Source organism: Clostridium sp. Ade.TY, from assembly GCF_000498355.1.
Taxonomy (GTDB): Bacteria; Bacillota; Clostridia; order Clostridiales; family Clostridiaceae; genus Clostridium.
Window position 1 is genome coordinate 43,376 of record NZ_AVSV01000038.1, and the last position, 12,603, is coordinate 55,978.

General features: G+C 26.7%; 13 protein-coding genes. 12 read left to right on the forward strand and 1 reads right to left on the reverse strand.

The genetic code is table 11. The features are described from left to right. Positions 1–54: 54 nt before the first annotated feature. The 8 genes from O212_RS0114425 (at position 55) to O212_RS0114460 (ending at position 9,282) form a co-directional block, all read left to right on the forward strand. Positions 55–2,466 carry a glycyl radical protein gene (locus tag O212_RS0114425; protein ID WP_024615804.1) on the forward strand — a complete coding sequence of 804 codons (2,412 nt, stop codon included), beginning with the start codon at positions 55–57 and terminating at the stop codon, positions 2,464–2,466. A gap of 60 nt (positions 2,467–2,526) precedes the next feature. Continuing rightward, positions 2,527–3,456: a glycyl-radical enzyme activating protein gene (locus O212_RS0114430; protein WP_024615805.1), complete on the forward strand. Its 930-nt coding sequence runs from the start codon at positions 2,527–2,529 to the stop codon at positions 3,454–3,456. A 53-nt stretch (positions 3,457–3,509) separates the two neighbouring features. After that, positions 3,510–4,298, forward strand: coding sequence for an electron transfer flavoprotein subunit beta/FixA family protein (locus O212_RS0114435; protein WP_024615806.1), 789 nt, complete (start codon positions 3,510–3,512; stop codon positions 4,296–4,298). 13 nt (positions 4,299–4,311) lie between these two features. Then, positions 4,312–5,502, forward strand: a complete 1,191-nt coding sequence (locus O212_RS0114440) for an electron transfer flavoprotein subunit alpha (protein WP_024615807.1) — start codon at positions 4,312–4,314, stop codon at positions 5,500–5,502. A gap of 2 nt (positions 5,503–5,504) precedes the next feature. Continuing rightward, entirely contained in the window at positions 5,505–6,905 is a 1,401-nt protein-coding gene (locus O212_RS0114445) for an FAD-linked oxidase C-terminal domain-containing protein (protein ID WP_024615808.1), read from the forward strand. Between the two features lie 195 nt (positions 6,906–7,100). Continuing rightward, positions 7,101–7,490 (forward strand): hypothetical protein, encoded by a 390-nt coding sequence (locus O212_RS0114450; protein WP_024615809.1) that lies wholly within the window; start codon positions 7,101–7,103, stop codon positions 7,488–7,490. A 123-nt stretch (positions 7,491–7,613) separates the two neighbouring features. Then, positions 7,614–8,450, forward strand: a complete 837-nt coding sequence (locus O212_RS0114455) for a Cof-type HAD-IIB family hydrolase (protein WP_024615810.1) — start codon at positions 7,614–7,616, stop codon at positions 8,448–8,450. 226 nt (positions 8,451–8,676) lie between these two features. Next, positions 8,677–9,282: a manganese efflux pump MntP family protein gene (locus tag O212_RS0114460; RefSeq protein WP_024615811.1), complete on the forward strand. Its 606-nt coding sequence runs from the start codon at positions 8,677–8,679 to the stop codon at positions 9,280–9,282. On the opposite strand, the gene O212_RS0114465 is transcribed toward O212_RS0114460, so the two are convergent. After that, on the reverse strand, positions 9,266–9,709 hold the full coding sequence (locus tag O212_RS0114465) for an EamA family transporter (RefSeq protein WP_347452297.1): 444 nt from the start codon (positions 9,707–9,709) through the stop codon (positions 9,266–9,268). The genes O212_RS0114460 and O212_RS0114465 overlap by 17 nt on opposite strands. A 62-nt stretch (positions 9,710–9,771) precedes the next feature. Here O212_RS0114465 and O212_RS0114470 point away from each other — a divergent pair, with 62 nt between their 5' ends. From O212_RS0114470 to O212_RS16720, 4 genes are all read left to right on the forward strand, one after another. Continuing rightward, positions 9,772–10,152 (forward strand): VOC family protein, encoded by a 381-nt coding sequence (locus tag O212_RS0114470; protein ID WP_024615813.1) that lies wholly within the window; start codon positions 9,772–9,774, stop codon positions 10,150–10,152. A gap of 213 nt (positions 10,153–10,365) precedes the next feature. Beyond that, the gene (locus O212_RS0114475; protein ID WP_024615814.1) at positions 10,366–11,580 is read left to right on the forward strand and encodes an NAD(P)/FAD-dependent oxidoreductase; all 1,215 of its coding nucleotides are present in this window, start codon (positions 10,366–10,368) and stop codon (positions 11,578–11,580) included. 17 nt (positions 11,581–11,597) lie between these two features. Next, entirely contained in the window at positions 11,598–12,278 is a 681-nt protein-coding gene (locus O212_RS0114480) for a pseudouridine synthase (protein ID WP_024615815.1), read from the forward strand. A gap of 144 nt (positions 12,279–12,422) precedes the next feature. Further along, on the forward strand, positions 12,423–12,590 hold the full coding sequence (locus O212_RS16720; RefSeq protein WP_160166421.1) for a hypothetical protein: 168 nt from the start codon (positions 12,423–12,425) through the stop codon (positions 12,588–12,590). Positions 12,591–12,603: the final 13 nt, after the last annotated feature.

Sequence of the window (12,603 nt, forward strand, 5' to 3'; positions counted from 1 at the left end):
ATAAAATATAAAAATAATTAATATTAATTATTTTAAAAGATAGGGGAGATTCAAGTGGAAATTTTACAAAAGGGTTTTGAAAAACCTACAAAAAGAGTAGAAATTTTAAAAGAGGAAATTTTAGCTGCTTTTCCTGAAATTGAAGTTGATAGAGCTAGAATTTTAACTGATTCTTTCAAGAAAACAGAAAATGAACCTATAATAATAAGGAAAGCAAAGGCGTTAAAAGCTCTCTTAGAACAAATGCCTATAACAATTAGAAATGGTGAACTTATTGTTGGTAGTTTAACTAAAAATCCAAGATCAGCTCAAGTTTATCCTGAGTTTTCTAACAAATGGCTTGTAGATGAATTTGATAAGTTAGAAAAAAGAACTTCTGATGCATTTAGAATTTCAGAAGAGAATAAAAGCGAATTAAAAGAAATATTTAAGTATTGGGATGGTAAAACAGTAAGTGAACTTGCTACTTCTTATATGCCAGAATCAACAAAAAAAGCAATGAAAGCTAATGTATTTACTGTAGCAAATTATCATTTTAATGGGCTTGGTCATATATCAGTTGATTATGAAAAAGTATTAAAAAATGGATTCGCTGGAATAATGAAAGAAGTAAAAGAGCAAATTAAAAAATCTGTAGAAAGTGATCCTAATTATATTCATAAGAAAATGTTTTGGGATTCAATTTTAATCTGTTGTAATGCTGCTATAGATTATGCACATAGATATTCAAATCTTGCAAAAGAATTAGCAAGTAAAGAAAAGGATGAAAATAGAAAAAAAGAATTATTAGAAATATCAAGAGTTTGTAAAAAGGTTCCTGAATATCCAGCTGAAACTTTTTATGAAGCTTGCCAATCTTTTTGGTTTATTCAATTAATAATAAGTATGGAATCAAATGGTCATGCTATTTCTCCAGCTCGTTTTGACCAGTACATGAATCCTTTTTATAAAAGAGATTTGGAAAAATCAAATAATATAAAAGATTTTAATAGAGAAGTACTTCATTGTTTATGGGTTAAGTTTAATGATTTAACAAAGGTTCGTGATGAAACTACAACAAAAGCTTTTAGTGGATATTCAATGTTCCAAAATTTGATAGTTGGAGGACAAACTCCTGATGGCAAAGATGCAACAAATGAATTATCTTATTTATGTATGGCTGCTACAGGAAGTTTGAAGTTACCACAACCTTCTTTATCAGTTAGAGTTTGGAATAATTCACCTGATGAATTTTTAATAAGAGCATGTGAGGTAGCTAGATTAGGAACTGGATTACCAGCATTTTATAATGATGAAGTAATAATACCTATGCTTGTAAATCAAGGATTAACTTTAGAAGATGCAAGAGATTATGGAATTGTTGGATGCGTTGAACCTCAAAAGCCTGGAAAAACAGATGGATGGTATGATGCGGCATTCTTTAACTTAGCTAAGGTTTTAGAAATTTCAATTAATAATGGTTTTGAAAATGGAAAGAGAGTTGGTTCAAAAACTGGAGAATTTACAGATTTTAAAAATATAGATGATTTAATAGAGGCTTATAAAAAACAAATACATTTTTTTGTAAACCATATGGTTGCTGCTGATAACTGTGTAGATATTGCTCATAGAGAAAGAGCACCACTTCCATTTTTGTCATGTATGTTAGATGATTGTATTCCTTTAGGAAAATCAATACAAGAAGGTGGAGGTCATTATCGCTTTTCTGGACCTTTAGGTGTTGGAGTAGCCAATATTGGTAACTCATTTATGGCAATCAAGAAATTAGTATTTGATGAAAAGAAAATTTCTTTAGAAGATTTAAAAGAAGCACTTAATAATAATTTTGGTAAAGATTTAGAAGATGCAAATGAAAAAATGAAGTATGAAAATATTAGACAAATGCTTTTAAATAGAGCACCTAAGTTTGGTAATGACATAGATGAAGTTGATGAATTTACAAGAGAAGGCTCTCTTATATATTGTGACGAAGTTCTTAAACATTATAACCAACGTGGCGGAAAATTTTTACCTGGACTATATCCAGTATCAAATAATGTTCATTTAGGTTCATTAGTTGGTGCAACACCTGATGGAAGAAATTCAGGAGAGCCAATTGCAGATGGAGTTTCTCCAACTAGAGGAACTGATGTAAATGGACCAACAGCAGCTGCAAATTCAGTAGCAAAATTAGATCATTTTAGTGCTCCAAGTGGAACTTTATTAAATCAAAAATTTAACCCTTCAGCACTTGAAGGAGATAATGGTCTTAAAAATTTAATGAATTTAATTAGAAGTTACTTTGATAAAAAAGGAATGCATATGCAATTTAATATTATAAGTAAAGAAACTTTACTTAAAGCACAAAAGCATCCTGAAAAGTATAGAGATTTAATAGTTAGAGTAGCAGGATATAGTGCTCAATTTATATGTCTGGATAAAGGTGTTCAAGATGACATTATAAAGAGAACTGAATTAGAGTTATAAACTATAAATTTTGATTTTATTAGTATAAGTATTAAAAATTTACTTAAGAAGGATAAATATATGAGCAATATAGTTAATTACGAAGAAAGAGGATTAATATTTAATATACAGAGATTTTCAGTAAATGATGGTCCTGGACTTAGAACAATTATTTTTTTAAAAGGATGTCCATTGAGATGTTTATGGTGTAGTAATCCAGAATCTCAACATCAATATGAGGAATTAATGTTTAATAATAAAAATTGTATAGGCTGTCATAACTGTGAAAATGTATGTGAGTATGATGCTATAAAATTTGATGATATTTATAGAATAGATAAATTAAGATGTATTAATTGCAATAAGTGCATAGATGTCTGTTATGCCAATGCTTTAGTAAATGTTGGTGAAAACAAGACAGTAGGAGAAGTATTAGAAATAATAAAAAAAGATTCTGTACAATTTAGGCGTTCAGGTGGTGGAGTTACCTTATCAGGTGGTGAGCCTTTAATGCAACCTAAGTTTTCAAAAGAATTACTTAAGGCTTGTAAAGAATCTTTAATAAATACAGCAATAGAAACAACTGCTTTTGCAGAAAGCTCTGCAATAAATGAAGTTTTTCCTTGGGTTGATTTAGCATTAATAGATATAAAAAATATAAATGATGAAAAGCATAAAAAATATGTTGGACAAAGTAATAAAAAAATACTTAAAAATATAAAATTAATAGATAGTTTATGCAAAAATATAATAATAAGAGTTCCTATAATACCAAATTTTAATTGTGATGAAGAAAGTATTAGAGAGATTGCAAGATTTTCAAAATCTTTAAGTAACTTAGTTGAAATCCACATATTACCTTATCATAAATTAGGGGTAAATAAATATGAGTGTTTAGGAAGAGATTATAAGATGCAAGGAGATATAACTACTCCAAATAAAGAAACTATGGAAAAACTTAAAAATGTTATAGAAAAAGAAGGAGTAAAATGCAATATAGGAGCAGTATAAAAATTTGACGTTTTTGCAAACGTTATTAATAAAAAGAGAAAGGTGTGGAATTTATGAATACTATAGTTTGTATTAAACAAGTACCAGGAACATCAAAGGTTGAAGTTGATGAAAAAACAGGAGTTTTAAAAAGGGATGGAATAGATACAAAAATGAATCCATATGATTTATATGCTTTAGAAACAGCATTAAATATAAAAGAAGAAAAAGGTGGAGTTATAAAAGTAATAAGCATGGGACCACCTCAAGCTATGGAAGTAATAAAAGAAGCTTTTGCAATGGGGGCTGATGAAGGAACTTTAGTTTCAGATAGAAAATTTGCAGGTGCTGATGTACTTGCAACATCTTATACATTATCACAAGGAATAAGACAATGTGGTGACTTTGATTTAATAATTTGTGGTAAACAAACAACAGATGGAGATACAGCACAAGTTGGACCAGAAATGGCAGAATATCTTGGGATTCCTCATGTTGCAAATGTAAGAAGAATATTAGAAGTAAATGATGATTTTATAACAGTAGAAATGGATATGCCAAATACTATAGAAATAGTTGATATTAAATATCCATGTCTTATAACAGTTGAAAAAGATATATTTGAGCCAAGATTACCTTCATATAAAAGAAAATTAAAATCTAAGGATAAAGAAATAAGAGTTATATCTTTACAAGATTTTGAAGATAAAAACGAAAAAAAATATGGATTAAATGGATCTCCTACTCAAGTTGAAAGAATATTCCCACCAGAATCAAATGATGATCATGAAATGTGGACAGGTAGTTCAGATGAAATAAGTGAAAAAATGATAAAAAAATTAAAGGAATTAAAATTTATTTAAGGGGGAGTAAGTTATGGCAAAGTTAGTAATAAATCAAGATAAAGTAGGTAATATAGAAGAACTTATAAAGATTTGTCCTTTTGGTGCTTTAGAAGAAAAAGATGGAAAACTTGAAATAAATGCAAACTGTAAAATGTGTAAAATGTGTGTTAGAAAAGGTCCTAAAGGAGCAGTAGAATATATAGAGGAAGAAGTAGTTAAAATTGATAAAAGTAAATGGAATGGAATAGCTGTATATGTAGATCACGTAGATGGAGATATACATCCAGTTACATTTGAGTTAATAGGTAAGGCAAGAGAACTTGCAGATAAAGTAAATCAAAAAGTTTATTGTTTATTTATAGGAAGTAATATAGAAGAAAAAGCAGAGGAATTATTACACTATGGTGTAGATGAAGTAATGGTATATGATAAAAAAGAACTTAAAAATTTTAGAATAGAACCATATGCAGCAGTAGTTGATGATTTCATAAAGAAAGTTAAACCAGCTGTGCTTCTTGTAGGAGCAACAACAGTTGGTAGATCATTAGCTCCAAGAGTTGCAGCAAGATGTAGAACTGGTTTAACAGCAGATTGTACAATATTAGATATAAAAGATAATACAGATTTAGTTCAAATAAGACCAGCTTTTGGTGGTAATATAATGGCTCAAATAGTAACACCAAACTCAAGACCTCAACTTGCAACAGTTAGATATAAAGTAATGTCAGCACCTGAAAGAAATGAAAATGTTAGTGGCAAATTAACAATATGTAATATAGATTCTTCAAAATTAGATTCAAATATAGAAGTAAAAGAAGTTGTAGAGAAAGAAAAAGAACACAGCATATCAGAAGCAGATGTATTAGTAGTTGCAGGTAGAGCTGTAAAATCAGAAAAAGATATGGAAATGATAAAGGAACTTGCAGATTTATTAGGTGGTGAAGTTGCTGTAACTAGACCACTTATAGAAGCAGGATGGGAAGAGGCTAAGAAACAAGTTGGGTTAAGTGGTAGAACTGTAAGACCAAAACTTATAATAACTTGTGGAGTATCAGGAGCTGTACAGTTTACTGCAGGAATGAATAATTCAGATTATATATTTGCAATAAATAAAGATGAAAAGGCACCAATATTTAAAGTAGCTCACTATGGAATAGTAGGAGATATATATGAAATAGTTCCAAAATTAATAGAAGAAATAAAAGAAAGTAAGGGGGAATAGACATGAGTTACGGAAAGGTTACTGAAAATACTATAAAGGACATAGAAAAAATAATTAATGATTGTGATAGAGTATTTTATGGAGATAATATAAACGAAGATTATAGTCATGATGAATTAGGATCCATAAAAGAATTTCCAGATATAGTAGTTAAAGCATTAACTACACAAGAAGTATCAGAAATAATGAAATATGCTTATGAGCATAGCATTCCAGTAACTGCAAGAGGTTCAGGAACAGGACTTGTTGGTGCAGCCGTTGCACTTCATAAAGGAATAGTTCTAGATTTAAGTGGTATGAATAAAATACTTGAACTTGATGAAGAAAACTTAACATTAACTGTAGAACCTGGAGTATTATTAATGGAAATTGCCAAGTTCGTAGAAGAAAATGATTTATTCTATCCACCAGATCCAGGAGAAAAAACAGCTACTATTGGTGGAAATATTAGTACTAATGCTGGTGGAATGAGAGCTGTTAAGTATGGAGTAACTAGAGATTATGTAAGAGGCTTAGAAGTAGTATTACCTAATGGTCATGTAATGAATTTAGGTGGTAAAGTTGTTAAAAATAGTTCAGGATATAGTATTAAAGATTTAATTGTTGGAGCTGAAGGTACTTTAGCAATAATTACAAAGGCTACACTTAAATTATTACCATTACCTAAAAAGGCAATTAGTTTACTTGTACCTTTTGAAAACTTAGAAACTGCAATAGAAACAGTTCCTAAAATAATTAAGTCAAAATCAATTCCAACAGCAATTGAGTTTATGCAAAAAGAAGCAATTGTTGCTGCTGAAGAATATTTAGGAAAGAAATTCCCAGATCATACTTCAGATGCATATTTACTTTTAACTTTTGATGGAAATTCAAAAGAAGAAATAGAAAAGGATTATGAAAAGGTTGCAGATATATGCCTTAATGAAGGAGCTATAGATGCATTTATATCAGATACAGAAGAAAGACAAGAATCTATATGGTCTGCAAGAGGAGCATTCTTAGAAGCTATAAAGGCATCAACTACTGAGATGGATGAAGTTGATGTAGTTGTACCAAGAAATAAAGTTGCAGAATTCGTTAAATATACTCATAAATTAGAAAAAAAATATAACATTAGAATTAAGAGTTTTGGACATGCCGGTGATGGAAATCTTCATATTTATATATTAAGAGATGAATTAGGCGAAAAGACTTGGCATGAAAAACTTCAAGAAATTATGAAGTGTATGTATGATAAATCAAAAGATTTAAAAGGACAAGTATCAGGAGAACATGGAATAGGATTTGCTAAAAAAGAATATTTAAATGAATCATTAAGTGATGAGTTAGTTGGAATTATGAGAGGAATTAAATTAACTTTTGATCCTAAAAATATTTTAAATCCTGGAAAAGTTTGTGAATAATAATTTTAAGAAAAGGGCTTTTTATTTAATAAAAAGTCCTTTTTAGATTTTAAATTATATGTAATATTTGTTTTAAAATTTAAAAATATATTAATAAAATAAAAATCACAAATTATACATAAAAAGTTTCTAGTTATAACTTAATTTTATTGTAAACTTATTTATGAAAATAATGTTTAGCTTGGAGGAATTTTTATGAAAGATAAAATAGTAATATTTTTTGATGAAGCTGAAGAAGTAAAACAAATAAGTAATATAAAAGAAGCATTTGGAATTGCTGAAAAATATAATCAAGAGGCAGTTGAAAAATATTGTAGTGATTATGATTTAGATTATGATACTTTATCAAAAGAAGAAGTAAGTGAAGCTGCAGGTTATGAAAGTGGAACTTTAAAATTGTATAAAACAAATGATTTAATAGAGGAAATAAAGAAGTCAGACATGTTAGATGAAGAGAAAGACTATCTTTTAGATATACTTGAAAATACTTACGAATCATTGAATATAAGTGATTATGATGATTTAGATACTATGTTAGAAAATTGTGAAGAGATAGATATAGATGAAAATTATGATAACTTATAAGTTTTAGTTTAAAATAGACTACACCATTTAATATAATATGTTTGATGGTGTAGTCTATTTTAATTTTCATATAAATGATATAATTTTAAGGTAATGGAATTTTAAAAAGGAGTATTTTGAGATATGTATAAATTAGTTTGTATTGATATGGATGGTACGCTATTAAATAAAAATCATTTAGTAAGTGAAGAGAATAAGGAAACACTTAAAAAGGCTACAGAACTTGGAGTAAATATTGCAATATCTACAGGAAGAGTATTTGCATCAGCTAGAATATATGCAAATATAACAGGTATTAAAGCACCACTTATATGTTCTAATGGTTCCTATGTTAGAGAAAAAGATAATGATTTAGTTATATTTAAATCAGTATTAGATGAAACGGCTTTAAATAGTATTTATGATATAGTAAAAAAACATAAATTTTTAGCTTACTTTGATACGCCTTATGGAATAATAAGTGATTCTAAAATACCAGATGATGATAGCCATAGAATTATGAATGAGTGGGTAGATGATGAAGATAAAATTAAATTTTATGAGTTTTCTGATTTTAAAGAAGCTTTTAATATTTATAAAGATGATATATTAAAAGTAATAATTATAGAAACAGAAAATAGTAGTAAAATATATGATGTAAAAGAAGAAATAAATAAAATCAATAAAGGTGCAGATATTGTATATTCATGGAGTGGTTGTGTTGAAATAATGGCAAAGGGAACATCAAAAGGAAATGCTGTTAAGTGTATTGCCAAAAGACTTAATATAAAAAAGGAAGAAATTATGTGTATAGGTGATAGTGGAAATGATCTCTCAATGTTTAAAGAATCTGGACTTGCAGTTGTAATGGGAAATGCATCAGATGATATTAAAAGGTATGCAGATTATGTAACTGATACTAATGAAAATAATGGAGTTTCTAAAGCTATAAAAAAATTTATATTAGAGAAAAAAGATTGATTTTATTAAATGAATTTGTTATTATATTTAAGTGTTTAAAGTGTGTATTTGCATAAGGGAGTAGTTAGCTTAAAGAATTTTGGATAAGTTATTAAGTCAACATATTGAACGAGAAATAAAGTTCTGGCTTAATATTAAATAACGAGACTTACGCGTAGCTTTTTTTTGCTACGCATAAGTCTCATTTTTTTGCAAATAATTATAAAGAAGAGGAGAGTTTTGTGTTATGAGTATTTTTTCTATTATTTTGATGGGAGTAGGATTAGCTATGGATGCCTTTGCAGTATCTTTAGCTAAAGGAATGACAATAAAAAATGACTTAAAGAAAAAAGCCATAAAAATAGCTTTATATTTTGGAATATTTCAAGGGGTTATGCCTTTTATTGGATGGTTTTGTGGGAGATATTTTACTGAATATATAGGTGCGTTTGGTGATATAATAGCATTTATACTTTTAGTAGTTATAGGTGGTAAGATGATTTTTGAGTTTTTTAAAGGATTAAAAGATGAAAACCTAAAAACTGCATCAGAAGAAGTTTCAGATGAAATAAATATTGATGATAATAAAGATATATGTAGTGATGAATTGTCTACTAAAAGTATAGTAATACTTGCAATAGCTACAAGTATTGATGCATTAGCAGTTGGTGTTAGTTTTGCATTTTTAAATGTTAATATATTAGTATCAATATCAATAATAGCTATAGTTACATTTATAATATGTTTATTTGGTGTTATATTAGGAAAAAAACTTGGATTTATATTTAGCAAATATGCGGAATTATTAGGTGGAGCAATATTAGTTATTATAGGATTTAAAATTTTAATGTAATAAATATTGTTCTTAGAAATATAAGTAACCCACCAAAATTTGATTTTATATTAAGTGTTTCATTGAGTATAAAAAAGGTTAAAATTATTGTAATTATTATACTTAATTTATCTATTGCTATAACTTTAGTTACTTGGCCAACTTGTATTGCTTTATAATAGAATAGCCAAGATAAACCTGTAACTAATCTAGATAATATTAAAAATATCATAGATTTATTTGATATATTCTTAATACCTTTAAAAGAGCCAGTTGAAAATATAATTCCCAAAGTCAAAATTAAAATAACAACTGCTCTTATAGTAGTTGATAAATTAGAATTTATATCAAATATACCTATTTTGGCTAAAATTGATGTTAAAGTCGCAAATATAGCTGATAAAAAAGCATAAAAAAAACCACATATTGCATACCCCCAATGTAATATGTAATAATATTATTATACAGACTATGTAATGTAAATAATAATTTTTAAAGAGGAGAGAGTTTATGAAAGTTAAAATGTTGCATACTTGCATAAGAGTAATGGATTTAGAAAAATCTTTAAAATTTTATAAGGAGGCTTTAGGGCTTGTAGAGACTAGAAGAAAAGATTTTAAAGAGCATAAATTTACTCTTGTATATTTATCAAATGAAAAAGGTGGATATGAAATAGAATTAACTTATAACTATAATCCAGAAAAACCTTATGAGCTTGGAAATGGATTTAGTCATATAGCAATTGGTGTAGAAGACTTAGAAGGTATGAGAGAAAAACATATAAAATTAGGTTATGAAGTTACTGATTTAAAAGGATTACCAGGGGAAGCTCCTAAATATTTCTTTGTAAAAGATCCAGATGGATATATGGTAGAAATAATAAGATGTTAATTAAAAAGGTACAGTGAAAACTCACTGTACCTTTTTTATATAAACCTTCGAAATATATTTAATAAAAGTAATTTAAAAAAATAAAAACATGAAAATAGTATGAGAAATATTAAGACAACTTTTTTATATATTTAAATAATAATTATATAGTATAATATTATATAATTAATTTAAAATAGATGAAATTTGATTTATAGATTGGAGATTAACTTTATGAAAAATGTAATAGTTATTGGTGCTGGACCGGCTGGAATAATGGCATCTTTAAGTTCAGCAAAATTAGGAAATAAAGTAACATTACTTGAAAGAAATAATGAAATAGGTAAAAAGTTAAAACTTACAGGTGGTGGAAGGTGTAATATAACAAATAATAGAGATATAGAAGAATTTTTTGATAAAGTTGTTACAAATAAAAAGTTTTTATATAGTGCATTTTATACTTTTTCTAATTTAGATATTTTAGATTATTTTAAAAAAAATAATTTAGAATACAAAATTGAATATAATAATGATAATAAAGTTTATACGAAAAATGATAAGGCAGAAGATGTAATAAATGTATTTAAAGAAGATTTAAAAAATAGTGGAGTTAAAGTACTATATAATTCTAAGGTTATAGATTTAATTGTTAAAAATGGAGAGATTAAAGGTGTTATACTTGAAGGGGATAGAGAGATTTATTGCGATAAAGTTATAATTACAACAGGTGGAAAAAGTTATCCAACTACAGGATCAGATGGAATTATGTTTGATATTTTAAAGAAATATGGACATGATATAAAAACTTTTTATCCAGCTTTAATTCCCTTAGTAATAAAAGAAGGCTTTGTTAAAAATCTACAAGGAATATCTTTAAAAGATGTAGTATTAAGCGCAAAAGTAAAAAAGAAAAAAGTAGAAATAGAAGGAGACATGATATTTACCCACTTTGGTATATCAGGTCCTGGAGTTTTAAAATTATCATCTTACATAAATAAAATATTAGAAAATGAAGAGGTTTCAATATTATTAGATTTTATTAAAGATAAATCAAAAGAAGAGTTATCTTTAAAAATTAGAGAAAATAATAATAAAACTGTATTTAACAATTTAAAGGGTATATTACCACAAAAATTTATTAAAGAAATTTTAGAAAGTTTAAATTTAACAGACATTAAAGCTTGTGAATTAAAAAAAGAAGATGAAAATAAACTGATAAATAGTTTAAAGGAAATGAAACTTACAGCAATAGAAACATTAACTATAAAGGCTGCTATGGTAACTAGTGGAGGGGTTAGTGTAAAAGAAATAAATTCATCAACATTAGAATCAAAAATAATAAAAAATTTATTCTTTGCTGGAGAGGTTATAGATATAGATGCTGAAACTGGAGGATATAACTTACAAATTGCATATTCAACAGGATATTTAGCTGGATTAGATTATTAATTTGGAAGGATATAATAATGAGAATAAATAAACTTTTTAGCAATTATGGTATTTGTTCGAGAAAAGAAACTAATAAACTTATTGAGGAAAAAAGAGTATTAGTAAATGGTAAGATTGCAGAGACTGGTCAATGGGTTGAAGAGAGTGATTTTATATGTTTAGATGGTAAAAAGATAGAGAAAAAAGAAAAAATATATATAGCATTAAATAAACCTATTGGAATAACATGTACTGCATCAATAGATGTTTCAAATAACATAATAGATTTTATAGATTATAAAGATTATATATTTCCAGTTGGAAGATTAGATAAAGATTCTCAAGGATTAATAATATTAACTAATGATGGAGAATTTTCAAATAAAATTTTAGAGTCTGAAAACAATCATGAAAAGGAATATATAGTTACTGTAGATAAAGAAATAAATGATGAATTTATTTTAAAAATGTCAAGTGGAGTAGAAATTTTAAATACTATAACAAGACCTTGTAAGGTTAAGAAAATAAATAAAAATTCTTTTAACATTATATTGACTCAAGGCCTTAATAGGCAAATTAGAAGAATGTGTTTAGCTTTTGGTTATAAGGTTTTAAAACTAGAGCGTATAAGAATAATGAATATAAAAATCGATGGAATAGATTATGGTAAGTATAGAAATATAACAAAAGAAGAAGTAGATAAAATTATGAACTATTAAATGCAGAATTTTATAAATTCTGCATTTTTTGTTATATAAGGGAACTTTATATATTAAATAAACATAAAATTGTATTATAATAAAAACTTAATTTTAAATATAATTTATACATATTAATAGCTATTTTAATTAGGAGGTATTTTTATGGTAAATGATTTATCAAAAGAAAATATAGAAAATTTAGTTCAAATAGTAAATAAATCAATAAAAGTTGGAATAGATCATATAGTTATAAAAGATATTACAAATCTTACAGAAAGAGAAATATTACTTTTAGAAGAAGCATTAAATAAAACAAGCAGAATAATCTAAACAAAAAAGCATA

Excerpts from the sequence above, each read along its gene's own strand:
- O212_RS0114440 (WP_024615807.1), top strand. The coding sequence starts at position 4,312 with ATGGCAAAGTTAGTAATAAATCAAGATAAAGTAGGTAATATAGAAGAA.
- O212_RS0114460 (WP_024615811.1), top strand. The coding sequence starts at position 8,677 with ATGAGTATTTTTTCTATTATTTTGATGGGAGTAGGATTAGCTATGGAT.
- O212_RS0114450 (WP_024615809.1), top strand. The coding sequence starts at position 7,101 with ATGAAAGATAAAATAGTAATATTTTTTGATGAAGCTGAAGAAGTAAAA.
- O212_RS0114430 (WP_024615805.1), top strand. The coding sequence starts at position 2,527 with ATGAGCAATATAGTTAATTACGAAGAAAGAGGATTAATATTTAATATA.
- O212_RS16720 (WP_160166421.1), top strand. The coding sequence starts at position 12,423 with ATGGTAAATGATTTATCAAAAGAAAATATAGAAAATTTAGTTCAAATA.
- O212_RS0114435 (WP_024615806.1), top strand. The coding sequence starts at position 3,510 with ATGAATACTATAGTTTGTATTAAACAAGTACCAGGAACATCAAAGGTT.
- O212_RS0114455 (WP_024615810.1), top strand. The coding sequence starts at position 7,614 with ATGTATAAATTAGTTTGTATTGATATGGATGGTACGCTATTAAATAAA.
- O212_RS0114470 (WP_024615813.1), top strand. The coding sequence starts at position 9,772 with ATGAAAGTTAAAATGTTGCATACTTGCATAAGAGTAATGGATTTAGAA.
- O212_RS0114480 (WP_024615815.1), top strand. The coding sequence starts at position 11,598 with ATGAGAATAAATAAACTTTTTAGCAATTATGGTATTTGTTCGAGAAAA.
- O212_RS0114475 (WP_024615814.1), top strand. The coding sequence starts at position 10,366 with ATGAAAAATGTAATAGTTATTGGTGCTGGACCGGCTGGAATAATGGCA.
- O212_RS0114445 (WP_024615808.1), top strand. The coding sequence starts at position 5,505 with ATGAGTTACGGAAAGGTTACTGAAAATACTATAAAGGACATAGAAAAA.